The sequence below is a fragment of the Enterobacter sp. C3_dUdeg genome (genome assembly GCF_057536195.1).
The window spans coordinates 131,312-156,349 of the sequence record NZ_BAAKFX010000002.1 but is presented as its reverse complement, the minus strand read 5'-3'; the positions used below and the strand labels follow the sequence as shown (position 1 = coordinate 156,349).

The following is a 25,038-nucleotide window of genomic DNA, read 5'->3' as shown; positions in this document are numbered from 1 at the left end:
CTGCGCGCTGCAAAACTTTAGTCATTACGATCTGACAGGCGGTAACAGCGATGAACGGTACAATCACAACGTGGTTTAAAGATAAAGGCTTTGGATTTATCAAAGATGAAAACGGCGACAACCGCTATTTTCATGTGATTAAGGTCGCGAACCCCGATCTGATTAAGAAAGATGCCGCGGTGACCTTTGAGCCAACCACCAACAACAAAGGCCTTTCCGCCTACGCGGTGAAGGTGATCCCCGAAAGCAAACATCTCTTTATTGCCGGCGAGCGCGTGAAGCTCTCCTCCATCAAATCCTTCGTGGTGTTTAACGAAGAAGAGCCGGCTGATACCAAAATCGACAAAGAGAACGCGGTGCTGTCGGTTGGGCTGCTGATGAACAGCATCAAGCCTAAATCCGAGAAAAAGCCGGGCGAAATGCGCACGGTGAAGAAGCTGGCGATCACCACTTTCCAGAACACGACGCTGATCTTCACCGAAGATGAGATCGACATTGATGCCACGGTGAAGCTGCTTAAGTAACGTTTTGCCGGGTGGCGGCGACGCCTTACCCGGCCTACGAAAAACCATCAACGCGGCACGAAACGTAGGCCCGGTAAGCGCAGCGCCACCGGGCACCGCCGCGCGCATTTACCCCATCCTGTGCTCACCCCGCAACATCGCTTCACGGTCAAACACTTTCTGGATCTCCCCGTGCGCCATAAATGCCGCCCGGTCGGACATATGGGCAATCACGTCCGCATCGTGGCTCACCAGCAGGTAGGTCATGCCGTGCTCGGCTTTCAGGCGGTTGAGCAGGTTCAGAATTTCCGCCTGCACGGACATATCCAGCGCCGAAGTCGGCTCGTCCAGCAGCAGAAGCTGCGGGCGCAGCAGCAGCGCGCGGGCAATGGCCACGCGCTGACGCTGCCCGCCGGAAAGCTGGTGCGGATAACGCTTGCCCGCGTCGGCGGAAAGCCCCACCTGCTGCAGCGCATCCGCTACCTTTTCGGCAATCTGCGTTTCGCCGTGGATGTTTAACGGCTCCGACAGGGTGCGCGCAACGGTGTGGTTCGGGTGCAGCGACGCCCACGGATCCTGAAACACCATCTGCACGTTGCGGCGAAGCTCGCCTTCAAAACGCCGTCCTGGCCGTAGCGCGTCTCCCAGGATCGAAATGCGCCCGTTCCACTCGCGCTGCAATCCCGCCAGCACGCGCAGAATAGTTGATTTCCCGCAGCCGGATTCGCCTATCAGGCTGAAGGTTTCGCCTTTTTCAATGGCAAAGCTGGCGGCGGACACCGCCGTTTTCTCCCCGAATCTCACCTGGAGATCCTTAACTTCAACGAGCGCCATTATCGGCCTCCTTCCACGGCTGCGTGCGGTCCAGCGTCGGCAGCATCTGGCCGAACGTTTGCGCATTGGGTCGGCAGGTCCACAGGGTTCGCGTATACGGGTGCGTCGCCTGCGGAAGCCGGTTCGCCGCCATCTCATCGACCTTCTCGCCCTGATACATCACCAGCACGCGGTCGCAGTGTTCCGCCACCAGCGGCAGATCGTGGCTGATTAACAGCATCGCCATCCGGCGCTCTTCGCTCTGCTGCACCAGCAGTTCGAGGATCTGGTTGCGCAGGCGGGCGTCCAGCGCGGAGGTGGGTTCGTCGGCAATCAGCACCTGCGGGTTGTTGATCAGCGCAATGGCGATCATCACCCGCTGGCCCATGCCCCCGGAGAGCTCGCCGGGGTAGCGCTGGAGGACGTGTTCGTTGAGCCCGACGGCGCGGATGATGTCGTGAATGCGCCCCAGGCGCTCGGCGCGGGGCAGGCGCTGGTGCAGGGTCAGCGCTTCATCGAGCTGAGCGGCGACGTTTTTCGCCGGATTCAGCGCGTAGCGCGGGTCCTGCAGGACCATCGCAATCCCGTTGCCGCGCAGCGCCTGCCAGCGGCGGTTATTCATGCTCAGTAGGTCGTTGCCGAGCACGTTAAGCCGGTTCGCGCTCACGATGCCGGGCTTACGCACCAGCCCCATCAGGGCGCGGGCGGACATTGATTTGCCCGAGCCGGATTCCCCCACCAGCGCCAGCCGCTCGTTGCCTAGCGTGAAGCTGAGGTTGTTGACCACGCGCGCGGCGGGGTAGTCGATATTCAGCGCATCGACGATGACGCGGTGTTCAGTCATGCTGTGGCTCCAGTACGTCGCGCAGGCCGTCGCCCAGCAGGTTAAAGGCGAGGCTGGCAAACAGAATCGCTCCGCCCGGAATGGCGGCAATCCACCACTGGTCGAAAATCACCTGCATGCCGTCGGCGATCATCGCGCCCCATTCGGCCATCGGCGGACGCGCGCCAAGGCCGAGGAAGCCCAGACCGGCGGCCGCCAGAATAATCCCCGCCAGATCCAGCGCCAGCCGCACAATCGCGGACGGCAGGCACAGGGGCAGAATATGGCCGACCAGCAGGCGCGGGCCGCGAATGCCCATCATCTCGGCGGCGGCCAGATAATCGCTGTGGCGCAGACGCTGAATTTCACTCCGCGCCTGACGCGCGTAGGCCGGCCAGGTGGTTAAGGCCAGCGCCAGCGCGCCGTTGACCAGCCCGGGGCCAAGCATCGCCACAAACGCGAAGGCGAGGATCAGGCGCGGCATCGACATTACCACGTCGGTAAAACGCATCAGGATGCGCTCCAGCCAGCCGCCGTAGTAGCCGGACAAAATCCCCACCAGCAGCCCGGTGGGCAGGGTGATTACGGTAACTAATGCCACCAGCCCGAGCGCCGGACGGGTGCCGTAAATCAGGCGTGAAAGCAGATCGCGCCCGTAGCTGTCGGTGCCCAGCCAGTGCTGGCTGTTCGGTGCCTGCAGGCGTGCGGCGGCGTCCTGCCAGTTCGGGTCAAGCGGCGCGAGCCACGGCGCGAACAGGGCGATAACCACCAGCAGCGCGATGGCAGCCAGCCCGCAAAACGCGGCGGGGGAGCGGCGCAGGCGGCGTAAGAAAAGATAAAACGGCATCAGCGCACCCTGGGATCGGTCGCCCGCACAAGCAGGTCGGTAAGGTTATTGATCAGCACAAAGCAGACGCCAATCAGCAGCGTGCCGCCCATGACGGCGGTGGTGTCTCCGGCGAACAGGACGGTGGTGAGGTAGCGCCCGATCCCCGGCCAGGAGAAGACGGTTTCAGTCAGTACCGCGCCTTCCAGCATGCTGGTGTAGGCGAGGGCGATCACCGTCAGCAGGGTGCCGCGAATGTTCGGCAGCACGTGGCGCAGCAGGATGGTCATCTCCCCGGCGCCCTTGGCGCGGGCAAGCAGGATGTACTCTTTGTTCATTTCGCTCAGGCAGGCGGAACGCGTCAGGCGCGTGATGCTCGCCAGCGAATAATAGGCCAGCAGCAGCACCGGCAGCACCAGGTGGCTGAGGGCGTTGCGGAACGCCTCGCGATCGCCGGAAAGCCAGGTATCCACCAGCGCAAAGCCGGTACGCGGCTCGACGGTGAACTGCCAGATATCATCCAGCCTGCCGGGACCCGCGCTCCACTGCAGCTTCGCGTAGAACAGGGCCAGCATCAGCAGGCCGAGCCAGAAAATCGGTACCGAGTTGCCGAGCAGGGTGAGCGTTCTGATGGCGAGATCGAGCGGCGAACCGGCGTAGCGGGCGCACAGCACCCCGGCAATCACGCCGAGCACGGCGCCGATGATTAACGCCAGCGTGGCCAGCTCCAGCGTGGCGGGGAACGCGTGCAGCAGATCCTGCAGCACCGGCTGCCCGGTGGCGCTGGCGGTGCCTAAATCACCGTGGGCAAGGTTTTGCAGGTAGTGCCAGAACTGCACGGGCAGAGGCCGATCCAGCCCAAGCTGATGGCGAACCTGATCGTAGGTTGACTGGCTGGCGTGATCGCCCACGATCTGCAGCACGCGATCGACCGGTGAAAACGCCGAGAGCGCAAACGTGACGAGCAGCAGCCCGAAGAGCGTGAGCAGCAGGGTCAGCAGCCCCTGGAGAACGCGGGTGGAAAGATGTGGCATGGGAAAATCGTTATCCTGAAAATATGCACGGACGACCCCCTCTCCCTGTGGGAGAGGGCGGGGGTGAGGGGGAACAGGTGGCTCTGTTGCACGATGTTGCCCTCACCCCAACCCTCTCCCACGGGAGAGGGAGAAGGGCTACTTCGTGACGCGATCGTACCAGACCATATCCGCGTTCAGCCCCTGCTGATACCCCTTCACGTTATCGCGCACCACGATCTGGGTTTTCCCCTGATCGACGAACACGTACGGCGAATTCTGCTGCAGCTGTTCCTGCATCTTTTTGTAGAGATCCAGACGCTTCGCCGGATCCGGCTCGGCTACCGCCGCCAGCGTGGCTTTGTTCAGCTCGGGAATTTTCCAGCCGTTAAGCCCGGCCACGGTGCTGGATTTGCCGTCGTTCCACGCAAAGGCGCTGGCGTTTGAGTGCGCGTCGAAGTAGTCCGGGATCCACAGACGAATCGCCGCCTGATGCTGCTTTGCGCGCACGCGGGCATAGACCTGGCTCCCGGCGGCAGGCAGCAGATCGACCTTCACGCCGCCCTGAGCAAAGCTCGCCTGCATCGACTGGGCGAGGGTGATAAACGGCGGCTTGTTCTCCACGTCCAGCGTGAAGTGCGCGTCTTTAATGCCCGCTTTGGCGAGAATGGCTTTCGCTTTTGCCGGGTCAAATTTAAACGGGTTGTCTTCCAGCGCGCCCGGCAGGCCGACCGGCAGGAAGCTCTGATGAACAAAGTACTGGCCTTTCAGCAGATTTTTGGTGATGCCTTCATAATCGACCAGCCAGCGCGAGGCTTCCCAGAACGCCGGGTTGTTCAGCAGCGGGTTGGCGCTGTTGCCGGTGTTAAACACCAGGTAATTTTGCTCGGCGGACGGAATGCTCAGTACCTTCACGCCCGGCTTGCCGTCCAGGGCGCTTATCTGATCTGCACCGAGATCGCGCGCCACGTCCGCATCACCCTGCTGGATCAGCAGGCGGCGTGAGGCCGGATCGGGGACGTTTTTAATGATGATGCTTTTGAGCTTCGGCGCGCCGCCGGGCGCCGATTCGTTAGCTTCCAGCACGATAGCCTGATGCGGCTGATAGACGCGCATTTTGAACGCGCCGCTGCCCGCCGAGTGCATTTTCAGCCAGGCGTTACCGAAGTCGTTATCCTTCACGTTCGCCGCAACCTGCTTTTCATCGACGATGGAGGCAATCGGCGTTGAGAGAATATTCAGCGCCACCGACGGGCTAACGTCCGCCGTCCAGTGAAGCTGGAGGGTATGGTCGTCCACCTTTTTCAGCTGGCTGGCGATGTTGCTCGCGTCCCAGCCCAGCACGTTGAGGATAAAGGCCGGGGATTTGTTGAGCGTCACGGCGCGGGTGTACGAGAAAATCACGTCTTCCGGGCGCAGCGGGTTACCGGAGGCGAATCTGGCATCGGGCTTAAGCTTAATCGTCAGGGTTTTGGCTGCCGCGTCCGCTTCCCAGCTGTCTGCCAGAATCGGGGTGATTTTTTCCGGGTTATCGCGGTCCGGCTGTACCAGACGCTGATACAGGCTCGGCACGGTCTGGATGCTGGAAAGCTCGTTGGCTTCGGCCGGGTCGAGGCTCACGATGTCATCCAGCCCCTGGGCAACAACCAGCGTGGTGGGCGGTGTAGCGGCGTGGACAGCGCCTGAGAGCGCAGCCAGCACCAGTAACGGCAACAGTTTTTTCGTCATAGCGATCCCTGAGAAGAATATATTGTGATTGTTTTATGCTCCGCTACGTTAGGGCGACTCTGACATTCCGCAAAGTCGAAATTCAGCTTTGCTTATGCCTTCCAGGAATATCGCATGCGTTCGGGCTATTAAAATACGCTGCTTTTCGCCCGCTTTTTAACCTGCTATAACAAACTCCTTACCTTTCAGGGAGTCACCGCCGTGCCCGAAATCAATCAACATGGTCAAACCGTTAACGATATCGTTCCCGACTGGAGAGGCGCGCGCGTATTAACCCGCACGCCGCTGTTCGGCCAGTATTGCCGCCTGGAGCCGCTGGATGCCGATCGCCACGCGGCCGATCTCTACGAGGCCTATGCGCTGGGCGACGACAGCGACTGGACGTGGCTTGCCAGCACGCAGCCAGCGAGCGTGGAAGCCACCGTGCACTGGATCGTGGGTAAGGTGATGGACGATGAGCTGGTGCCGTTTGCCGTCATTGATTTACGCACCGAACGCGCGGTGGGGCTGGTGAGCTATATGGCTAACGAGCGGCTGCTGGGGTCGGTGGAGATCGGGCACGTGACCTGGTCGCGCAGGATGAAAGGAACCCGGATGGGCACCGAAACGGTGTGGCTGCTGCTGAAAAATGCGTTTGAGCACGGCTACCGGCGCGTCGAGTGGAAGTGCGATTCCATGAACGTTGCGTCACGAAATGCGGCGGAGCGGCTGGGGTTTGTCTGGGAAGGACGCCTGCGCCAGAAGCTGGTGCGCAAAGGGCGCAACCGCGACAGCGATATGCTTTCTATTATTGACGGCGAGTGGCCGCAGCGCGATGCCGAACTGCGCGCCTGGCTGGCGGCGGAGAATTTTGACGGAGAAGGGCGGCAGATTAAGCGGCTTGAGGCGTTTCGGTTATAAGTGTTTTATGTAGGGTACATCTGAAACGGTCGATCAATCTGCGGAAATGGCAATTTCAATCAAATTGGTTTTTCCTGACTGTAGCCCCTGCGTCACCGCCGTGGCGATATCCGCGGCCTGGGTCACCCGGCAGCAGCGGATACCCATCGCGGTGCCCAGCGACTGGAAATCAATTTGCGGGTTAATCAGATCCATCCCGATAAAACGACCCAGCTTTGTCGAACTGTAGCCCGGCTGTCCTTTCATGAAGTTTTTCAGGATGTTGTACTCCAGGTTATTCATCACGATAAAGGTGACGGGCAGATTTTCGTGCGCCGCCGTCCAGAGCGCCTGCGGCGAGTACAGGGAGGCGCCGTCGCCAACCAGACAAACAACCGGCTCGCGCCCCAGCCCCAGCGAGTGACCTACTGCTGCAGGCATTCCCCAGCCCAGACCGCCGCCGCGCATAAAGTAGTAGCGCGGGTGCTGCTGGTCGGAGATAAACCGGCGAACGTGTCTGGCCGTTGCAATCGCTTCGTCGACAATCGTTATGCCCGGTGGAGCGGACTTTATCACCTCGTAGGCCGCGACCATCGGCGAAATCGCCGGGCGCAGCCGCTCGGCTGCCAGACGCTCTTCCTGCAGTTGCCACTCTTTTTCACGTTCAGCGCGTGCCGCTTTGAGCAGCCGCTGATGCGTCAATTTGCTTGCCACCCGGCGCTGCTCAAGCTTCGGCAACAGTTCCTTCAGGGAGAGTGTGATATCCCCCATCACCGAGAGGCGGGTGGCGTAGGTGCGTCCCAGCTCGTTCATATCCGCCGAGAGCTGATACACCGCGCAGGTTTCCGGAATGGCCTCGCCCTCGCTATACAAAATGGTAATCAGGCTTCTGCCGCCAATGATAAACACCGCATCGTAGGCATTAACGACGCTGGCGATTTCCTTTGCGGTGGTGGGCATATTGCCTCGCCAGAGCGCGTGCTGCGTGGGGAAGGGTAAATTCAGCGGCCAGGAGGAGCCGTAGACGTGGGCGCCCAGGGCTTCAGCAAGCTGGACAATCTCCTGCGTCGAGCCGCTGGAGTGAACTTCATCCCCCGCCACAATCATGATCCTGCCGGGGGTGACTTCGCTTAGCGCCTGCGCCAGCTCGTCCAGCGAGCCCGCCACGGTGTGGTAGTTCACTTTAGAGGCCGTTTGTATCCCGGCGTCGCTGAGCTCTTCCATGACGTTCATTGGCAGGGATAGCAGCACCGGACCCGCGGGAGGGTAGCTGGCGGCATGAAAGGCCCGGCGCACAAGAACCGGTAGCTGGTCGGCGCTGGTGACCTCCTGCGCCCATTTCACCACCGGCGACCCAATGGAGACTATGTCATCATACAGGAGCGGGTCGCGCACGTAGTGGCGGGTATCCTGTTGCCCGACGGTGACAACCAGCGGCGTTTTCATGATCCGCGAGTTAATGAGATTCCCCATCCCGTGTCCGAGACCGCTGGCGGTATGCAAATTGATAAAACCGGTCTTGCCGGAGGCTTTCGCGTAGCCGTCGGCAATGGCGACCACGCTGCTCTCCTGGAGTGCCAGAATATAGTGAATATTTTCATGGCGAAGAAGGGCATCAATGAGCGGGAGTTCGGTGGTGCCGGGATTGCCATAAATATATTCCACACCTTCACTCTCCAGCACTTCAAGGAGAATATCGGCACCCGATCGCATATTTAATTCTGACAGGGACGTTAATGATTTAATCATAATGACACCTCGTTCAGCGTTATTTAACTCATGCTAAAATTCTTCCTGCGTAGGACGGACAATTATTTCATTTACATCAACGTCGCCAGGCTGTTCGATAGCAAATAATACGGCTCTGGCAATCGACTCTGCCGGAATAGCCTGCTTATAAAATTCATGCAGGAACTGTTTGCTCGGGGCATCAGAGCTGCCAAACTGCAGCTCGCTTTCAACGGCGCCGGGGGAAATAAGGGTCGTCCGAACGGTTTTCCCCGCTTCCTGACGTAAGCCTTCACTCAGGGCGCGGACGGCGAATTTCGTGGCGCTGTACACCACGCCGCCGGGGGCAAGGACCTTGATACCCGCCACGGAGGCCACGTTAATAAAGTGTCCGCTCCCCTGGCGCTGGAATACCGGAAATGCCGCTGCGATACCGTACAGCACGCCTTTGATATTGGTATCGATCATCCGGTCCCACTCGTCGGTTTTCAGCTCGCTGAGGGGGGCAATCGCCATAAAGCCCGCGTTGTTGATCAGCACGTCGACGCGCTGGTATGCGGCAACGGCAGCGTCAATCGCGCGCTGAACCTCCTCCTGTCGGGTCACGTCCGCCTTCACGGCAATCGCCTGGCCGCCCTGCTGAATAATGCGATCCACCAGGGCGTTAATTCTCTCCAGACGACGGGCAACCAGCACCAGTGAAAACGGTTTATTTGCCAGATGAAGGGCAATGGCCTCACCAATACCGCTGCTGGCACCGGTGATAACAACAACTTTGTTTGCACTATTATTCATGATCTTATCTCACTGTTGTGTGATTAAAATAAATAAAAATAAGGGAGCGGTTTAAGAATTATGAAAAATTCTTAAACGCTCGTTTTTTGATATATTCTGTATCTGGAATGAAATAATGCTCGCTTAAAACTTAATGGAGTGCGGAAGAAAATGTCAATGACGTTTTTTAATAATTAAATTAATTGCAAGCTTAATATTTAATTCTTATATGTAACAATCATATGAACAGAATAAAATTTGGTGACCCCCGCGGCCCTGCGAACAAGGCCGGAGGATTAAATCTTGCCACTGTACAGCACGGGGCCGGTGGGTTGACCGGTGGGTGATCCCCCTTTAGGTTCAAGGCTTATGGCTATCATCGCGTCAGGGGTAAGGGTGTTGTTCCTGAGGGCAACATCAGTCGGTATATCACTTTGCAGCAGCCCAAGGGATATCGGGGCCTTCCCGGCAGGAATAAGCCAAAGCTGCAGGCTGTTTTGCGCCGCGACAGCGTTCGGTCTGAGAGGGGTGATGCTCAGATACTGGCGGCGGCTGTCCGCACTGACGATCCATTGCCCGTGCTGTTGGGCATCGTTGAGCACCATCAGCGGTGCGAGTTCCGGCGTGCGGGTGGAATACCAGGTCACGACGGTAACGGCGGCGAGGCCGGCCGCGACCATCCAGCCGAGATAGGGCCGGCTTTGGCGCAAAGGCTTTTTCGGTGGCAGATCGAGGGCGATTCTCTTCCACACCGTCTCGGGTGGGTGAACGGGCGCGAGATGACTGTCGAGCGTGCTGAACATTTCCTGCCAGTACGCCACGCGGGCAGCCAGACCGGGCTCAGCGGCAAGCCTCTTCTGGAACTGAAGCCGCGCCCCTCCGCGCAGGGTGCCGAGGGCATATTCTGCAGCCAGCATGTCATCGCGTTTTTCGCTGTCATTCATAGGCCCACGCACTCCCGAAGATGATCCATCGCGCGGCGGATCCAGCTTTTTACCGAGCCCACGGGCTGCTGGAGCCAGTCGGCAATGTCGCTGTGGGACATGCCCTGATAGTAGGCGAGCGTAATGCTCTGGCGCTGTTCCTGACTCAGATGATCCAGACAATGCCTGAGCCGTGCTGCCTGCGCGTCGTCGTACCAGTTGTTTTGCTCATCGTTTTCGCTCAGCAGACTCTCTTCGGAATACGACTCCTCGCGGGCGGCAGCCCGGGTTTGCCCGCTGCGCAGCCAGTCAATGCAGCGGTTGCGAACAATATGCGTAAGCCAGGTCATCGGAGAGCTCAGGGCGGCGTTATAGGTGTCGGCTTTACTCCAGACGGTGACAAAACAGTCGTGAAGGATTTCTTCTGCCCAGGCGCGATGGCGTAGCATGCGCAGCGCGACGGCAAACAGGTGAGGCGATGTGAGTCGGTAAAGCTGTTCAAATGCGCGGCGATCGCCGTTTGCGACCGCCTGCATTAATTTCAACTGCTGTTCAGCCAGCGCGTTATCCATGTTTTTCCCGGAAGGCAACGTCACACTTCCGAAGTATAGACAACTACTTAGGCATCAGGACGGTATCGATCACATCGATCACGCCATTTTTCTGATGGACGTCGTAGGTGCTGATATTCGCCACGTTGCCTTTACCATCCTTGAGCTGAATATTGTGCGGGCCGTTACTCATGATCCACAGCGGTTGACCGTTAACGGTTTTCAGCTCCGCGTGGCCGCCGCCCTGTTTAATTTTCTGCTCCAGCGCTTTCATATCGTAATTACCGGCGACCACGTGATAGGTCAGAATACTGGTGAGCAGAGCTTTATTTTCCGGCTTCACCATATTGTCGACCGTACCCGCAGGCAATTTCGCAAACGCCGCATCGGTGGGCGCAAAGACGGTGAATGGCCCTTTGCTCTGCAGCGTATCCACCAGCCCGGCCGCTTTAACCGCCGCCACCAGCGTGGTGTGATCTTTAGAGTTCACGGCGTTTTCAACAATGTTTTTGCTCGGGAACATTTCCGCTCCGCCCACCATCACGGAGCCAGACGTCATGGCCGCTGATGCGCCTGCACAGAAGAGTAAAGCGCTGGATACGAATGCAACACTGAGTAGCTTTTTCATCATTTATCCTCGGATTAAGGAGCAAAGGCGTTGCTCACATACTCACATACGAGGGCAGGGGGGAAACTGGATGCAGGCAAATGAAAATAAATTTTGGGCGGGGTAGGTTAATCCCCTCTCCCCTATGGGCTGAGGGGGCACCACAAAGTAATGCCAGCACGGAACAGTCCCCTCTCCCCTTCGGGGAGAGGGTTAGGGTGAGGGGAACATAAGGCTGTAGTGGTCATTCCGTTCACTTTATGTTCCTTGCTACTCTGTAACAACATGACTGGTGAACGTGCCAGGGTGGCTCAGTCGCCACCACCCTGGCGACCCGGGCTCCCGGCGGTAAATCGCCGCTTCGCGGTCCCTTCGGCTTATTCCTTCCGGCTTATCGGGAACGGGCGGAGGTAACGTCCCTGTAAAGCCCGCCCTCTCGGCGCATCCATGCGCCTCGCCCCGGCCGGAAGGCAAACGCCTCAGCGATTTACAGCCGGACCAGGGCATCGCTGAAAGGCTTAAGTCGTTCTTAAACAACGTTATTGCTGCTGCTTAAAAATTACTGGGGATCCCTCAGCCTATGGGGAGAGGGCCAGTGTAAGGAGAAATATTTTTAGCGTCGAACCGGCGCCCCGTTCGCCACATAATACGCCGCCGTGCTCTTCGCCAGCGGCTCGCGCCCGCGGATGGCGTCGGCAATCTTCTCGCCAATCATAATAGTGGTGGCGTTCAGGTTGCCGGTGATGATCTGCGGCATGATCGACGCATCCACCACGCGCAGCCCTTCCAGTCCGTGAACGCGGCCTTCGCCGTCGACCACCGCCATCTCGTCGTAACCCATCTTGCAGGTGCCGCACGGGTGGAAGGCGGTTTCAGCGTGGTTACGCACGAACTCGTCGAGCTGCTCGTCGGTCTGGCATTCGACGCCCGGGCTGATTTCGCGGCCGCGATATTTGTCCAGCGCGGGCTGGTGCATGATCTCGCGGGTGATGCGGATTGCGTCGCGGAACTCCTGCCAGTCCTGCTCGTGTGACATATAGTTGAACAGAATCGCCGGATGCTGGTGCGGATCGCGCGACTTGATGCGCACGTGGCCGCGGCTCGGGGAGCGCATGGAGCCGACGTGGCACTGGAAGCCGTGCTCTTTTACCGCGTTCGAACCGTTATAGTTAATCGCTACCGGCAGGAAGTGGTACTGAATGTTTGGCCATTCGAACTCTTCACGGCTGCGGATAAAACCGCCCGCTTCGAAATGGTTGCTCGCGCCCACGCCGGTGCCGCCAAACAGCCACTCGGCGCCAATCTTCGGCTGGTTCCACCACTGCAGGGCAGGGTAAAGGGAGACCGGCTCTTTGCATTCGTACTGGAGGTACATCTCCAGGTGATCCTGCAGGTTTTCGCCCACGCCGGGCAGGTCGTGTGCCAGCGGAATATCGAACTGCTTCAGCAGCTCCGCGTTGCCCACGCCGGAGCGCTGGAGGATCTGCGGGGAGGCAATGGCCCCCGCGCACAGCAGCACCTCTTTGTTCGCCGTCGCTCTGGTTGGGATAGTGCTTTCGCCTTCCAGCCACTCGACGCCTACCGCGCGTTTTCCGTCAAAGATAATGCGATCGGTCATGGCGTGGGTGCGGATGGTCAGGTTCGGGCGCTTTTTGGCCTGGTCAAGATAGCCGCGCGCGGTGCTGGCGCGTCGACCCTGCGGCGTGACCGTGCGGTCCATCGGGCCGAAGCCTTCCTGCTGATAGCCGTTGAGATCGTCTGTGCGCGGGTAGCCCGCCTGCACGCCGGCTTCCACCATTGCCTCAAACAGCGGGTTCACGCCCGGCTTCGAGGTGGTGACGCTCACCGGACCGTCGCCGCCGTGGTAGTCGTTCGGCCCCACGTCGCGCGTCTCCGCCTTGCGGTAGTAGGGCAGGCAGTTGAGGTAGCTCCAGTGCTCAAGGCCAGATTCTTTCGCCCAGTTGTCGAGGTCCATCGCGTTACCGCGGATGTAGCACATGCCGTTGATCAGCGACGAGCCGCCCAGCCCTTTGCCGCGCCCGCACTCCATGCGGCGGTTGTTCATGTACGGCTCTGGCTCGGTTTCATACGCCCAGTTGTAGCGCTTGCCCTGCAGCGGGAACGCCAGCGCGGCGGGCATTTGGGTGCGGAAGTCAAAGCGGTAATCCGGCCCGCCCGCCTCAAGCAGCAGAACGGTGGTATTCGGATCTTCAGTCAGTCGCGTTGCCAGTACGTTGCCGGCAGAGCCGGCCCCGATAATGATGTAGTCAAATTGCAAATAAACCTCCCGGTTAAAATATGGACTGGAATTTACCCATCTCAACCTGGATGGACTTCACCTGGGTGTAGCTCTGCAGCGTCATCACGCCGTTCTCGCGGCCAATGCCGGAGTGTTTATAGCCGCCGACCGGCATCTCTGCGGCGGATTCACCCCAGGTGTTGATCCAGCAGATGCCCGCTTCGAGCTGATGAATGGCGCCGTGCGCGCGGTTCAGGTCGGCAGTGACGATGCCCGCCGCCAGGCCGTAGTCGGTGTCGTTGGCGCGGCGAATGGCTTCTTCTTCGCTTTCATAGGTGAGGATGGACATCACCGGGCCGAAGATCTCTTCGCGCACGATGGTCATCTCGTCGGTGCAGTCGGTGAAGACGGTCGGGGCGACCCACGCGCCGTTGTCGAAGCCTTCGCCCTTCAGCACGTCGCCGCCGCACAGCACGCGCGCACCTTCCTCTTTGCCTTTGGCGATGTAGCGCAGCACGCTGTCGCGGTGCGGGAAGCTGACCATCGGGCCGAAGTTGGTGCGTTCATCGAAGAGATCGCCCGCGCGGATGCGGCCCACGCGCTCAACGATTTTCTGCTCAAACGCGGCCTTGAATTTCGCGGGTACGAACACGCGGGTGCCGTTGGTGCACACCTGGCCGGAGCTGAAGAAGTTCGCCATCATGGCGATGTCTGCCGCGAGATCCAGATCGGCGTCGTCGAAAACGATCAGCGGAGATTTACCGCCCAGCTCCATCGTCACCTCTTTCAGGGACGAGGCCGCCGAGTTGGCCATCACCTTTTTGCCGCTGGCAACGCCGCCGGTGAAGGAGACTTTCGCGATGCCCGGATGCTCGGTCAGGTACTGGCCGGTCTCCGCGCCCACGCCCGGCAGGACGTTAAACACGCCGTCCGGCAGGCCCGCTTCGGTGTAGATTTCTGCGAGCTTCAGGGCGGTGAGCGGCGTCACCTCGCTAGGCTTGAAGATCATCGCGTTGCCCACCGCCAGCGCCGGGGCGGATTTCCACAGGGCGATCTGGATCGGGTAGTTCCACGCGCCGATGCCCGCCACTACGCCCAGCGGCTCGCGGCGGGTGTAGACGAACGAGGTCTCACGCAGCGGGATCTGGCTGCCTTCCAGCGCCGGGATCAGCCCCGCGTAGTACTCCAGCACGTCCGCGCCGGTGACGATATCGACGGTGGAGGTTTCGGAATACGCTTTACCGGTGTCGAGGGTTTCCAGCTTCGCCAGCTCATCGTTGCGCTCGCGCAGGATATCGACGGCGCGACGCAGAACGCGCGAGCGCTCCATGGCGGTCATCGCCGCCCAGATTTTTTGCCCGCGTTTTGCGCTTTCGACGGCGCGATCGACGTCTTCGCGTCCGGCGGCCTGTACGCTCGCCAGAACTTCACCGTTGGCCGGGTTGATGGTCTCGAAGGTGCGACCGCTGGTGGCGGAGGTATAACCACCATTGATATAAAGCTGCTGTTCTGCCATTCGGGACATAAATTCTCCTCGGTTATTCGGTCGGTAAATGCTGGCTGATGAAGTGGCTGGTGAGCGATTGCGCCAGGGTTTTATCCAGCGGCTTGCCGCTCAGCGCGGCGCGTAGCCACAGCCCGTCGATCAGCGCCGCCAGGCCGTAGCCCGCCTCTTCGGCCTGTTCGCGCGGCAGCTCACGGCGGAACTCGTACACCAGGTTTGACAATAAACGACGGCTGCTCACCTGCTGCAGGCGGTAGAGCATCGGCTGGTGCATACTGCTCGCCCAGAAGGCCAGCCAGGCCTTCATTGCCGCGCCGCTGGTCTGGGTTTCATCAAAATTGCCGCCGACAATTGCCTGCAGGCGCTGCTCCGCGCTGCCGTCCGGCAGGGCGCGTAAGCGGCTCAAAACCGCGTCGCGCAGCTGGCCGGTGATGTCGCGCATGGTCGCTTCCAGCAGACCGTTTTTGTCTTTGAAGTAGTGACTGATGATCCCCGTGGAAACGCCCGCCCGACGGGCGATCTGCGCGATCGTCGCGTCATGCATTCCCACTTCATTTATTGCTTCCAGCGTGGCGTCGATAAGCTGCCTGCGCCGGATCGGCTGCATCCCCACTTTGGGCATTTTTGCCACTCCATTCATCAGCGTTGGTAATACATTAAAGCGGTTTTTGATTGGACGTTCAATATAAAATGTGTCTTAATTGTTGCGGATTTGGATTTTAATAGTTACAAAAACAGTGGGGATACTGGATGACAGACCTTTCACAAGACAGAGAAAAAGACAAAATCAACCCGGTCGTTTTTTATACGTCCGCCGGGCTGATTTTGTTGTTTTCCCTGACGACCATCTTCTTTCGTGATTTTTCTGCCGAGTGGATTGGGCGCACCCTGAACTGGGTGTCGAAGACCTTCGGCTGGTACTATCTGCTGGCCGCGACGCTCTATATCGTCTTCGTGGTCTGCATTGCCTGCTCGCGCTTTGGTTCCGTGAAGCTCGGGCCTGAGCAGTCCAAGCCCGAATTCAGCCTGCTGAGCTGGGCCGCGATGCTGTTTGCCGCCGGCATCGGCATTGACCTGATGTTCTTCTCCGTGGCCGAACCGGTCACGCAGTATATGCAGCCGCCGGAAGGGGCGGGGCAGACGATGGAGGCTGCGCGCCAGGCGATGGTCTGGACGCTGTTCCACTACGGCCTGACGGGCTGGTCGATGTACGCACTGATGGGCATGGCGCTCGGATACTTTAGCTATCGTTATAATTTGCCTCTCACCATCCGCTCCGCGCTGTACCCGATCTTCGGTAAAAAGATTAACGGGCCGATTGGCCACAGCGTCGATATCGCGGCGGTGATCGGCACCATCTTTGGTATTGCGACGACGCTCGGGATTGGCGTGGTGCAGCTCAACTACGGGCTGAGCGTGCTGTTTGATATCCCGGATTCGATGGCGGCCAAAGCGGCGCTGATCGCGCTCTCCGTCATTATCGCCACCATTTCGGTGACGTCGGGCGTCGATAAAGGCATCCGCGTGCTCTCCGAGCTGAACGTGGCGCTTGCGCTGGGCCTGATCCTGTTCGTGCTGTTTATGGGCGATACCTCGTTCCTGCTCAATGCCCTAGTGCTCAATGTGGGCGACTACGTGAATCGCTTTATGGGCATGACGCTGAACAGCTTCGCCTTTGACCGTCCGGTGGAGTGGATGAACAATTGGACGCTGTTCTTCTGGGCGTGGTGGGTGGCGTGGTCGCCGTTTGTCGGCCTGTTCCTGGCGCGTATTTCGCGTGGCCGCACCATCCGCCAGTTCGTGATGGGCACGCTGATTATCCCGTTCACCTTTACCCTGCTGTGGCTGTCTATCTTCGGCAACAGCGCACTGCACGAGATCATCCACGGCAATGCGACCTTCGCGCAGGAAGCGATGGCGCACCCGGAGCGCGGCTTCTACAGCCTGCTGGCGCAGTACCCGGCGTTCACCTTTAGCGCCTCCGTGGCGACCATCACCGGCCTGCTGTTTTACGTCACCTCGGCGGATTCCGGCGCGCTGGTGCTGGGCAACTTCACCTCGAAGCTCAAAGATATCAACAGCGACGCGCCGAACTGGCTGCGCATCTTCTGGTCCGTCGCCATCGGCCTGCTGACGCTCGGCATGCTGATGACCAACGGCATTTCGGCGTTGCAGAACACCACGGTGATCATGGGCCTGCCGTTCAGCTTCGTCATCTTCTTCGTGATGGCCGGGCTGTATAAATCGCTCAAGGTGGAAGACTACCGCCGCGTCAGCGCCAGCCGCGACACCGCGCCGCGTCCGATGGGCGCGCAGGACAGGCTGAGCTGGAAGAAACGTCTCTCGCGCCTGATGAACTACCCGGGCACGCGCTACACCAAACAGATGATGGAGACGGTCTGCTTCCCGGCGATGGAAGAGGTCGCGCAGGAGCTGAAGCTGCGCGGTGCGTACGTGGAGCTGAAAAACCTGCCGCCGGAGGAGGGCGAGACCCTGGGGCACCTGGATCTGCTGGTGCACATGGGCGACGAGCAGAACTTTGTTTATCAGATCTGGCCGCAGCAGTATTCGGTACCCGGGTTTACCTACCGGGCGCGCAGCGGGAAATCGACCTACTACCGGCTGGAAACCTTCCTGCTGGAAGGGAGCCAGGGGAATGATTTGATGGACTACAGCAAGGAGCAGGTGATTACGGACATTCTGGACCAGTATGAACGGCACCTGAACTTTATCCATCTGCACAGGGAAGCGCCGGGAAATAGCGTGATGTTCCCGGATGTTTGATGTCTAGATGAGCATCATAAAGGTTAGGTAGCGGGGGCTGAGTGTTTAAACTTTGGCCCCGTTATTTTTGAAAATGTGTGAAGAGTTTGTATTGGTGTATTTATATCAATAATTTATATTGATGGCATAACTCATTTTTCTGGGAATGAATTTGTTTTTTTTGTGGGAAATCTCACAATTAATTGGAGTTTTTAAATGGTTATCCGGAAGGGGCTTTTTGAATAATTAATGAACGCTTCTTGCTTAAAGCATTAAAAAACAGAAAGTGCGATCAACTACAATAAATATCATTAGCATAAAGCATATAACTGACTGGCAGTAAATTTCACTGCAATTAAATGAGGGTAACAAATTGCCAGTTTATGCAAACAAGGGTGGCGATTCTGGAGTCGTTTTTTATGAAACAACTAACGATTCAATCACTGTTCACTTCAGAGATGGATGGAAATATGTTTACGATACCAGCAAGCCCGGGCTCGCTGTAGTGGCAAAGATGCAGCAATTAGCTCATGCTGGTCATGGACTCAATAGCTACATAAGTCGTGTTGTTAAGTCTAATTTCTCTCAAAAGTATCGTTAGTCTAACGCAAGAGGGCGATTTTTGCCCTCTTAACGCATCTAACTATATCATTCATGAATGGTATTGTATTGACTAATTTATTTACATAATATTTAAAAAGATTTTCACCTCAAGATTATTATTCCTCGAGTTACCTCGCATTTATCAAATTCCCCTTATTTTAATTCCCTGTGTATTTATACATGGAAGTATAATGGCCGAAATTAACCCAGCACTGAGATCTGGAAAGATATGTAAAAAGGCAACAAAAAGGAATCGCGGTACAAAGGTGTGCGACCACCTCCATACCGCTAACCACAAACAACTAAAAGGGAGTTGATTATGGCTGCGAAGAATTCTATGCCAGAGCGGGCTATTGCCCAAACAGAAAATGCAGATCTAGAGATTCAGCAAGAAAATCGCGAGAAGCTACGCAAAAAACGCATCCGGGCGTTGCATGACGAGCCGGTTCACTCTGCGTATCTTCATGAAAGAGGAGAGGCGGGTTCCGCCTGTGTGGAACTTTATACTCGGATGGAGCGCAACTATCTGCCGTTAACCGGCGCGTGGTTAACCCGCGCAGGGTTTAAAGCAGGAATAGCCGTGAAGATCCGCGTGATGCCGGATTGTATTGTGATTACGCCGCAAAATTCCCGTGAGCTGTGGGGTTGTCTGGAAGGCGTCAACGCAACGTATACAAATAAGCTGAAGCTGATGAAGTGGCTGGAGACGTTTCCGGGAGCGTTAATTGATACGGGGGATTTGCCAGTGAACGAAAGTGGAAAAGGGTAGCGGTAAATATCACGGCGATCCTGGGAATGCCAGGATCGCATTTCTGCGCAGCCACATACATTAATGTTTATTAATGAGATGAATCAGGATAGTTATGTGCTGGTTTTTTCTTTCTGCGCAGGTTTTATCCATGCATCGTCATATCTGATATTTCCTTTCACATAGTTCCATTGAATACCACGGAATCGCAGGCCTACAACTTCATGCATGTTAGGCGCAGAGCTGCCCGGATAGTATACATGCGTGAAATCCAGAGATGAGATTACCACGCTATCAAGTGTGATGGTGTAGATCTCTGTTTCCGCTCCCGCTTCAACAATTTCATAATATTTGATAATTGCTTTTTGCAGGCGTCTTCCTTCGCAAGCGACAACGGCAAGATAAGGACTCACTTTATCTAATTGCTTATGCAGAGTAACCGGACCATGCTGTCTTGTTCCGGTCATATTTCCGGTATGGCTATCGACGGCTTGTTTTATGCCGTAACTGCTGTTCATGATTTCTATAGCACCTTCTCGACCTGGCATCATACAGTCGCCCTGTATGAACATTCCGTGCTCATCGTAGAGAAAAAGGTAAGCGGGTAGTGACATTATAATCCTCCCAGATTAGTTAGTTGCCCGTCGTTATCGATAAAAAACTCATGTTCATAATCTTCACCATTCAGTCCATAGTTAATTATGTAGGTATATCCATATTTCCAATTGATATCTATGCAATTATCAGGGTAGTTAAGATTCAAATGTTCTCTTCCGGAGCCCATCACGATAGTTATATCGCTACCTTCACTAGAGTAAATTGTATAGTAATTAAGTTTGTCTTTTTTATTTACGCTAAAACAAAGATAATCTCCATTGATGTACGTGGCTCTGGGATGTGGCGCACGTTTGCCTCCTGGACAGCCCGTCAGTAAAATGCATAAACTAAGCAAGGTAATTATTTTTTTCATCCAGGAAAACCTCTCAAAATCGCTTGGTATTTCTGAAGAAGGTAATAAATAGTCTCATTCCGGTTAAAATCACGATATTCAAACAAATGCTCATTGTTTGTTAATCCATGGAATTTCAATAACCAATAGTCACTTACTATTGATGCCTGTTGCTCTAAACCATAATGCATTAGATCTGCTTTATCTAAGCTGTATGAATAATCAGCAATGCCAGAAAATAATCCCCTGGTTCTGACAAACATTCCTTTTTGTGTCTGCCAGACGTGCATCATTTCATGCATGAATCGATGCTTTTTTCGGAGGCTTTTCTCTAACGAAAAATCTGGTGAATACGTTTCCTCTCTGTACCACATTTCACCATTGGGACTCATCGCTATATCGACAGGCTGGAGATTAAAAGGAAGATAACCTTCCCTGTGCACCCACACCAGATGATAATGGATACTGTAACCGTAAAGCGTCTTCGCGAGGGCTATCTCACCGATGGTGAGTTGTCGGATACCGCCTGGGTTAATCGGGGTTCCTGAGGTGGGAATAATGCGTTCATTTACCGGCATTATAAATCCATTTAAATTTTATCGTTATTGGGTTTTTATCCTACTCCTGCAGAAATGGAAAAGAAGATTGATATATTCCTAAAAAGTGTTTTTTGCATTGCGAGAAATAAAAGAAGTGAAAGAGTGGCTGAATAAAGATTTTCGATGCCTGACGCGCGTTACAGCAAAGTGATGACTTGATTACCATCAAGTAACCAGTGAACTGTAAATAGCGTATTTTCTTTAAACTCAGCCTGTGGGCGGGTCAGGGCCAGCGTAAGTGTTCTTTCATCGAGTGTCATAATACGAGCGCAGTCAAAACCTATATAAGTTTTCACCTGTGGAAAGAGCGCCTTAAACAGACTCTCCTTGGCGCTAAAAGCCAGCGTCAGCGCCAGCGCAAAAGGGTAGCCCGAGTGCGTCAGGTACATCGCTTCCTGCGCATCAACGATGCCGTCCTGGATTTCGCGGGCTTCGTGGTCTGGAAGAATGGCTTCGCAATCAATACCTACGAGCGCATCTTGATGACGGACGACAACCGCCATCGCCTGCGCGCCGCTGTGGGTAATGCTCCCCGAAACTCCTTCCGGCCAGAGCGGTTCGCCGCTGGGGCCGATGCCGGGGGTCGCGCGTTCATTTATCGCGCCGAGCGCATGCGCGGCGGCGATGCGGCCTGCAAGATGCTCGGCTTTGCGTTTGCGTCCGGCGTTTAAAAGCTCAGCGTAGTGGGGGAGCCAGAGAAGGTCGGCGTCGGTGAAGGTGGTGGGGTCGAAGGTGACGTTGTGGACGGTGTGGCCGGCAATAATGAACGTGGTGTGGGTTGTGTGCATGTTTTTCCCTTCAGAATTGTGCGGCCTGATGCCCTCACCCCGGCCCTCTCCCACGGGGAGAGGGGGGAGTTACTGCCTGAATCAGAAACGCGTATTCACGCTCATGTACCAGGTGCGACCCGGCTCATTATACGTATACGCTCCCGCACCGTACATATACGCACCGGTGGTGGCGTTGCCCGTGGTCTGGGCATTACCCGCGCGCCACTGGCGTTTGTCGAAGACGTTATCCACGCCGCCGGTCAGGCTGACGTTTTTGGTCATGTCCCAGGTCGCGCTCAGGCCAACGATGCTGTACGGACTGATTTCGTCTTTCTCAGACCCGGTCACCGGCTGACCTTTGTAGTTGTACTTCTTCGGCTGCTGCTTGCCGTACCAGGTAAAGGTCGACTGGAGCGACACGTCCTGATGAACCTGCCAGCTCAGGGTCGAGTTCAGCGTGTACTCCGGAATGATCGACAGACGGTCACCGGTCTCCTTGTTCTTGCTCTGCAGCATCCAGGTGATGTTGTTGGTCCAGTTGATTGTGTCGCTGACCGGCACGTTCAGGGAGCCTTCCAGCCCTTCGACGACCGCTTTCGGAACGTTTTCCCACTGGTAGATATCCGTCTGCACTTTGCCGGAAGAGGTGTGACCGATCGGCGCATAGCCCGCTTCAATCTTGTCGCGATAGTCGTTGCGGAACCAGGTCACGCCCGCCAGCCAGCCGTCACGTTTCCACTCCAGACCAATCTCTTTGTTGATGCTGGTTTCCGCTTTCAGGTCGTCGTTGCCCATCATGTAGCAGCCCACGCCGTCCGAGCTGGCGTAGCAGCCCTGGCCTTTGCTGTAGAGCAGGTAGTTCGGGTTGGTCTGGTACAGGCTCGGCGCTTTATAGGCGCGCGCGATCCCCATCTTCAGCGTGAAGTCATCGCCCAGACCTTGCGACAGGTTCAGGGACGGGCTCCAGTTGTTGCCGACGATAGTGTGGTGATCGAAGCGCAGGGCAGGGGTTAGCATGGTGCTGTCGGTCAGCTCCATGTTGTTTTCGGCGAACAGGGAGAAAATCTCCGCCGAGGTGTACGGGCTGCGGTCGTTGCTCATGCCCGGAACGGTGCCGCCCTGCAGGGTTTGCGTAAAGGAGGTGGAGTCCTTCATGCGCTGCTGGTTCCACTCGGTGCCCAACGTCAGGTTCTGGTTGACGAGGAAATCAATCGGCAGGTTGATCTCGCTGTGCAGCATCACGTCGGCCAGGTCGGTGTCGGTGAATTTATTGCTGTTGAATAACCCTTCCGTCCCGCCCGCCAGACCTTCGCCCAGGCGGGAGTTGCGGGTGTGTTCGTACTGCGCCCAGCTGCTGGTTGTGATGCCGTTATCCCAGCCGCCGTTCCAGGTCACCGCGAAGTTCTGGCGGTAGATACGGTTAGTCTCTTTGCCGTAATTCTTCTTCACCTGCGCGCTGTCGTTGTTCGTGTTCTGCGTGTCGCCCGCGTAGAGGTTGTTCTGGCGGCTGTAGCCCGCTTCGAACTCCAGTGACTGCATGGGCGCGAAGTCCCAGCGCACCACGCCGTTGATGTCTTTGTTTTCCACGCCCTCGCGGCCAGCCGGCAGGGTGTTGGCGTAGGCACCGGTACGATCGGACTGATGACCCTGGTTGATGTCCCACGCGTCGGCCTGGGTTTTATCGAGGTTACCGAACATGCGGAAGCTGAAGTCGCCGCCCAGGGGGCCGCTCAGGCTGAAGTTGGTGCGCCTGGTGGAACCTTCGTCCTTATGTTCTGGCGCGTTCAGGTAGGTGTTCCAGGATCCGTGCCACTGGTCGTCGAATTTTTTGGTGATGATGTTCACCACGCCGCCTGCCGCGCCGTTGCCGTAGCGCGCGGCGGCCGGACCGCGGATCACTTCAATGCGCTCGATCATCTCCGGCGGCACCCAGCCGGTATCGCCGCGGGTGTCGCGCTCGCCGCGCCAGCCCAGACGAATAGAGTTGCGGCTGGTGACCGGCTTGCCGTCGATCAGGATCAGGGTGTTTTCCGGACCCATGCCGCGAATGTCAATCTGACGGTTGTTGCCGCGCTGGCCGCTGGTGGAGTTCCCGGTCAGGTTAACGCCCGGCATGGTGCGGATGATTTCCGCCACGTCGCGCGCGGGCGGGTTTTTGCGGATCTCGTCGGCGGTGATGGTCGACACGCCCGGCGCCTGTAAATTCTGCTCGGCGGCGGTGATCACCATCGTATCTTCGTGCTGCGCAGAGGCGGTGTTGTCGTCTGCCATGGCGGGCAACGCGACACCATAAATCCCTAAATTGACCAGCAAGGCCAGAGAGTGAATCTTCTTATTCATTGTACGTCCCGCTTTTATGATTATTTAATGAGCGCGCTTCCCACAGCGCGGGCATTACGCTATTGCAAATGCAAATAGTTATCAATAATATTATCAATAAAATTTGCTCTGAAACAAAAAAGACTGTGAAACATGGGGTTATAAGGGTGACGACGTTAACAACCGGAAGTGAAGCGTGGTGGCAGTCGAAAAACGGACCTGAATGGGAACGTCAGAAGGAGAAGTGTCGCGTCACCTTCTGGTGGCGGGATCCGGCAGGAACGCAGAAAACCTCATTGGTCAAACGCGTCTGGCTCTACGTTACCGGCGTGACCGATCACCATCAAAATGCCCGCCCGCAGTCCCTCGAGCGCATTCCTGATACCGACGTCTGGCAGTGGCAGGGCGAATTCAGCCCCGAGTGGCGCGGGAGCTACTGTTTTATCCCTTCTGTAAATGAAAACGATTTTGCCGATACCGTGTTTGAAGGCGAACTGCCGGGCCGCATGGCGCTGCGCGAAGGCTGGCGCAAGCTGCTGCCGCACGCGGTTTCCGACCCGCTGAATCGGCAGAGCTGGCGCGGCGGGCGCGGTCATGCCGTTTCGGCGCTGGAGATGCCGGACGCGCCGGTTCAGCCCGGCTGGGACCGTCCCGATACGCCGTATCAGCCGCCGGTCTGCATTGAGTGGAACAGCGAGCGTCTCAACAACCGTCGCCGCGTGTGGATTTTTACCCCCGGGGACGACGGCCCCGAGCGCCCGCTGGCGGTGCTGCTCGACGGGCAGTTCTGGGCCGAAAGCATGCCCGTCTGGCCTGCGCTGACGTCGCTCACCACCGGGCGCCAACTGCCCCCTGCGGTCTACGTATTAATCGATGCGATCGACATGGAACACCGCAACCGCGAATTGCCCTGTAACCCCGATTTCTGGCTGGCGGTACAGGAAGAACTTCTCCCTCTTGTAAATAATATTGCGCCATTTAGCGACCGCGCCGACCGTACCGTGGTGGCGGGCCAGAGCTTTGGCGGACTCTCTTCGCTTTATGCTGGCCTCAGCTGGCCGCAGCGGTTTGGCTGCGTGCTGAGCCAGTCCGGCTCGTACTGGTGGCCGCACCGCGGTGGGCAGCAGGAAGGGCGCCTCATCGAACAGCTCAGAGCCGGTGAGCTGACCGCGAGCGGGCTGCGTATCGTCCTCGAGGCCGGGCGCAACGAGCCGCTGATTTTCAATGCCAATCAGGCTATTTACGCCGAACTACACGCGCAGCAGCAGGTTACCTGGCGTCAGGTTGACGGCGGACACGATGCGCTTTGCTGGCGCGGTGGGCTGACGCAGGGGCTGATGACCCTCTGGCAGCCGCTCATTCAATAACGGAGTCTG

Annotated in this window: 23 protein-coding genes; 5 read left to right on the top strand and 18 right to left on the bottom strand. The window is 57.3% G+C overall.

Annotation, left to right across the window (positions count from 1 at the left end; genetic code table 11):
* The first annotated feature begins 50 nt into the window (after positions 1–50).
* Positions 51–524, top strand: coding sequence for a cold-shock protein (locus AC27FC_RS08250; protein ID WP_023310683.1), 474 nt, complete (start codon positions 51–53; stop codon positions 522–524).
* Positions 525–632: 108 nt separating this feature from the next.
* Here the strand turns inward: AC27FC_RS08250 and AC27FC_RS08245 are convergent, their stop codons facing one another.
* The 5 genes from AC27FC_RS08245 to AC27FC_RS08225 form a co-directional block, all read right to left on the bottom strand.
* Entirely contained in the window at positions 633–1,337 is a 705-nt protein-coding gene (locus AC27FC_RS08245; protein ID WP_196354724.1) for an ABC transporter ATP-binding protein, read from the bottom strand.
* Complete coding sequence (locus tag AC27FC_RS08240) at positions 1,324–2,160, bottom strand: ABC transporter ATP-binding protein (RefSeq protein ID WP_232959889.1); 837 nt, start codon at positions 2,158–2,160, stop codon at positions 1,324–1,326. Before AC27FC_RS08240 ends, AC27FC_RS08245 begins: the two co-directional genes overlap by 14 nt.
* On the bottom strand, positions 2,153–2,986 hold the full coding sequence (locus tag AC27FC_RS08235) for an ABC transporter permease (protein ID WP_033144874.1): 834 nt from the start codon (positions 2,984–2,986) through the stop codon (positions 2,153–2,155). Before AC27FC_RS08235 ends, AC27FC_RS08240 begins: the two co-directional genes overlap by 8 nt.
* Positions 2,986–3,999: an ABC transporter permease gene (locus AC27FC_RS08230; protein ID WP_196354722.1), complete on the bottom strand. Its 1,014-nt coding sequence runs from the start codon at positions 3,997–3,999 to the stop codon at positions 2,986–2,988. The genes AC27FC_RS08235 and AC27FC_RS08230 overlap by 1 nt, the downstream gene beginning before the upstream one ends.
* 138 nt (positions 4,000–4,137) lie before the next feature.
* Positions 4,138–5,706 (bottom strand): ABC transporter substrate-binding protein, encoded by a 1,569-nt coding sequence (locus tag AC27FC_RS08225; protein WP_196354721.1) that lies wholly within the window; start codon positions 5,704–5,706, stop codon positions 4,138–4,140.
* Positions 5,707–5,907: 201 nt separating this feature from the next.
* Here AC27FC_RS08225 and AC27FC_RS08220 point away from each other — a divergent pair, with 201 nt between their 5' ends.
* Positions 5,908–6,606: a GNAT family N-acetyltransferase gene (locus AC27FC_RS08220; protein WP_196354720.1), complete on the top strand. Its 699-nt coding sequence runs from the start codon at positions 5,908–5,910 to the stop codon at positions 6,604–6,606.
* 33 nt (positions 6,607–6,639) lie between these two features.
* Here the strand turns inward: AC27FC_RS08220 and AC27FC_RS08215 are convergent, their stop codons facing one another.
* From AC27FC_RS08215 to betI, 8 genes are all read right to left on the bottom strand, one after another.
* Positions 6,640–8,334 carry a thiamine pyrophosphate-binding protein gene (locus AC27FC_RS08215; RefSeq protein ID WP_196354719.1) on the bottom strand — a complete coding sequence of 565 codons (1,695 nt, stop codon included), beginning with the start codon at positions 8,332–8,334 and terminating at the stop codon, positions 6,640–6,642.
* A 33-nt stretch (positions 8,335–8,367) separates the two neighbouring features.
* Positions 8,368–9,108 carry an SDR family oxidoreductase gene (locus AC27FC_RS08210; RefSeq protein ID WP_033144879.1) on the bottom strand — a complete coding sequence of 247 codons (741 nt, stop codon included), beginning with the start codon at positions 9,106–9,108 and terminating at the stop codon, positions 8,368–8,370.
* A gap of 275 nt (positions 9,109–9,383) precedes the next feature.
* Positions 9,384–10,031 (bottom strand): anti-sigma factor, encoded by a 648-nt coding sequence (locus tag AC27FC_RS08205; protein WP_196354718.1) that lies wholly within the window; start codon positions 10,029–10,031, stop codon positions 9,384–9,386.
* On the bottom strand, positions 10,028–10,582 hold the full coding sequence (locus tag AC27FC_RS08200; RefSeq protein WP_048979585.1) for an RNA polymerase sigma factor: 555 nt from the start codon (positions 10,580–10,582) through the stop codon (positions 10,028–10,030). Before AC27FC_RS08200 ends, AC27FC_RS08205 begins: the two co-directional genes overlap by 4 nt.
* Positions 10,583–10,625: 43 nt before the next feature.
* Entirely contained in the window at positions 10,626–11,189 is a 564-nt protein-coding gene (locus AC27FC_RS08195) for a fasciclin domain-containing protein (RefSeq protein WP_196354811.1), read from the bottom strand.
* A gap of 592 nt (positions 11,190–11,781) precedes the next feature.
* Positions 11,782–13,446 carry a choline dehydrogenase gene (gene betA / locus AC27FC_RS08190; protein WP_196354717.1) on the bottom strand — a complete coding sequence of 555 codons (1,665 nt, stop codon included), beginning with the start codon at positions 13,444–13,446 and terminating at the stop codon, positions 11,782–11,784.
* Between the two features lie 13 nt (positions 13,447–13,459).
* On the bottom strand, positions 13,460–14,932 hold the full coding sequence (gene betB / locus AC27FC_RS08185) for a betaine-aldehyde dehydrogenase (protein ID WP_487159952.1): 1,473 nt from the start codon (positions 14,930–14,932) through the stop codon (positions 13,460–13,462).
* 13 nt (positions 14,933–14,945) lie between these two features.
* A complete protein-coding gene (gene betI, locus AC27FC_RS08180) occupies positions 14,946–15,533 on the bottom strand; it encodes a transcriptional regulator BetI (RefSeq protein WP_032662864.1) in 588 nt (195 codons plus the stop codon).
* 128 nt (positions 15,534–15,661) lie between these two features.
* Between betI and betT the strand changes: the two genes are divergently transcribed.
* Positions 15,662–17,695: a choline BCCT transporter BetT gene (gene betT, locus AC27FC_RS08175; protein WP_029741651.1), complete on the top strand. Its 2,034-nt coding sequence runs from the start codon at positions 15,662–15,664 to the stop codon at positions 17,693–17,695.
* Positions 17,696–18,596: 901 nt separating this feature from the next.
* Complete coding sequence (locus AC27FC_RS08170) at positions 18,597–19,046, top strand: SymE family type I addiction module toxin (protein ID WP_196354716.1); 450 nt, start codon at positions 18,597–18,599, stop codon at positions 19,044–19,046.
* 92 nt (positions 19,047–19,138) lie between these two features.
* On the opposite strand, the gene AC27FC_RS08165 is transcribed toward AC27FC_RS08170, so the two are convergent.
* From AC27FC_RS08165 to AC27FC_RS08145, 5 genes are all read right to left on the bottom strand, one after another.
* The gene (locus tag AC27FC_RS08165; protein ID WP_196354715.1) at positions 19,139–19,639 is read right to left on the bottom strand and encodes an Hcp family type VI secretion system effector; all 501 of its coding nucleotides are present in this window, start codon (positions 19,637–19,639) and stop codon (positions 19,139–19,141) included.
* Positions 19,639–19,995, bottom strand: coding sequence for a putative T6SS immunity periplasmic lipoprotein (locus AC27FC_RS08160; protein WP_196354714.1), 357 nt, complete (start codon positions 19,993–19,995; stop codon positions 19,639–19,641). Before AC27FC_RS08160 ends, AC27FC_RS08165 begins: the two co-directional genes overlap by 1 nt.
* Entirely contained in the window at positions 19,992–20,552 is a 561-nt protein-coding gene (locus tag AC27FC_RS08155; protein ID WP_232959890.1) for a type IV secretion protein Rhs, read from the bottom strand. The genes AC27FC_RS08160 and AC27FC_RS08155 overlap by 4 nt, the downstream gene beginning before the upstream one ends.
* A 158-nt stretch (positions 20,553–20,710) precedes the next feature.
* Positions 20,711–21,361 (bottom strand): enterobactin synthase subunit EntD, encoded by a 651-nt coding sequence (gene entD, locus AC27FC_RS08150; protein ID WP_196354712.1) that lies wholly within the window; start codon positions 21,359–21,361, stop codon positions 20,711–20,713.
* Between the two features lie 81 nt (positions 21,362–21,442).
* Positions 21,443–23,683: a TonB-dependent siderophore receptor gene (locus tag AC27FC_RS08145; RefSeq protein WP_487159949.1), complete on the bottom strand. Its 2,241-nt coding sequence runs from the start codon at positions 23,681–23,683 to the stop codon at positions 21,443–21,445.
* A 146-nt stretch (positions 23,684–23,829) separates the two neighbouring features.
* On the opposite strand from AC27FC_RS08145, the gene fes reads away from it, so the two are divergent.
* Positions 23,830–25,029, top strand: coding sequence for an enterochelin esterase (gene fes, locus AC27FC_RS08140; protein WP_196354711.1), 1,200 nt, complete (start codon positions 23,830–23,832; stop codon positions 25,027–25,029).
* Positions 25,030–25,038: the final 9 nt, after the last annotated feature.

Excerpts from the sequence above, each read along its gene's own strand:
- AC27FC_RS08170 (WP_196354716.1), top strand. The coding sequence starts at position 18,597 with ATGGCTGCGAAGAATTCTATGCCAGAGCGGGCTATTGCCCAAACAGAA.
- AC27FC_RS08245 (WP_196354724.1), bottom strand. The coding sequence starts at position 1,337 with ATGGCGCTCGTTGAAGTTAAGGATCTCCAGGTGAGATTCGGGGAGAAA.
- betT (WP_029741651.1), top strand. The coding sequence starts at position 15,662 with ATGACAGACCTTTCACAAGACAGAGAAAAAGACAAAATCAACCCGGTC.
- AC27FC_RS08155 (WP_232959890.1), bottom strand. The coding sequence starts at position 20,552 with ATGCCGGTAAATGAACGCATTATTCCCACCTCAGGAACCCCGATTAAC.
- AC27FC_RS08215 (WP_196354719.1), bottom strand. The coding sequence starts at position 8,334 with ATGATTAAATCATTAACGTCCCTGTCAGAATTAAATATGCGATCGGGT.
- AC27FC_RS08230 (WP_196354722.1), bottom strand. The coding sequence starts at position 3,999 with ATGCCACATCTTTCCACCCGCGTTCTCCAGGGGCTGCTGACCCTGCTG.
- AC27FC_RS08210 (WP_033144879.1), bottom strand. The coding sequence starts at position 9,108 with ATGAATAATAGTGCAAACAAAGTTGTTGTTATCACCGGTGCCAGCAGC.
- AC27FC_RS08225 (WP_196354721.1), bottom strand. The coding sequence starts at position 5,706 with ATGACGAAAAAACTGTTGCCGTTACTGGTGCTGGCTGCGCTCTCAGGC.
- betB (WP_487159952.1), bottom strand. The coding sequence starts at position 14,932 with ATGTCCCGAATGGCAGAACAGCAGCTTTATATCAATGGTGGTTATACC.
- entD (WP_196354712.1), bottom strand. The coding sequence starts at position 21,361 with ATGCACACAACCCACACCACGTTCATTATTGCCGGCCACACCGTCCAC.
- AC27FC_RS08240 (WP_232959889.1), bottom strand. The coding sequence starts at position 2,160 with ATGACTGAACACCGCGTCATCGTCGATGCGCTGAATATCGACTACCCC.
- betI (WP_032662864.1), bottom strand. The coding sequence starts at position 15,533 with ATGCCCAAAGTGGGGATGCAGCCGATCCGGCGCAGGCAGCTTATCGAC.
- AC27FC_RS08145 (WP_487159949.1), bottom strand. The coding sequence starts at position 23,683 with ATGAATAAGAAGATTCACTCTCTGGCCTTGCTGGTCAATTTAGGGATT.
- AC27FC_RS08235 (WP_033144874.1), bottom strand. The coding sequence starts at position 2,986 with ATGCCGTTTTATCTTTTCTTACGCCGCCTGCGCCGCTCCCCCGCCGCG.
- AC27FC_RS08205 (WP_196354718.1), bottom strand. The coding sequence starts at position 10,031 with ATGAATGACAGCGAAAAACGCGATGACATGCTGGCTGCAGAATATGCC.
- AC27FC_RS08195 (WP_196354811.1), bottom strand. The coding sequence starts at position 11,189 with ATGAAAAAGCTACTCAGTGTTGCATTCGTATCCAGCGCTTTACTCTTC.
- AC27FC_RS08250 (WP_023310683.1), top strand. The coding sequence starts at position 51 with ATGAACGGTACAATCACAACGTGGTTTAAAGATAAAGGCTTTGGATTT.
- AC27FC_RS08160 (WP_196354714.1), bottom strand. The coding sequence starts at position 19,995 with ATGAAAAAAATAATTACCTTGCTTAGTTTATGCATTTTACTGACGGGC.
- AC27FC_RS08165 (WP_196354715.1), bottom strand. The coding sequence starts at position 19,639 with ATGTCACTACCCGCTTACCTTTTTCTCTACGATGAGCACGGAATGTTC.
- AC27FC_RS08200 (WP_048979585.1), bottom strand. The coding sequence starts at position 10,582 with ATGGATAACGCGCTGGCTGAACAGCAGTTGAAATTAATGCAGGCGGTC.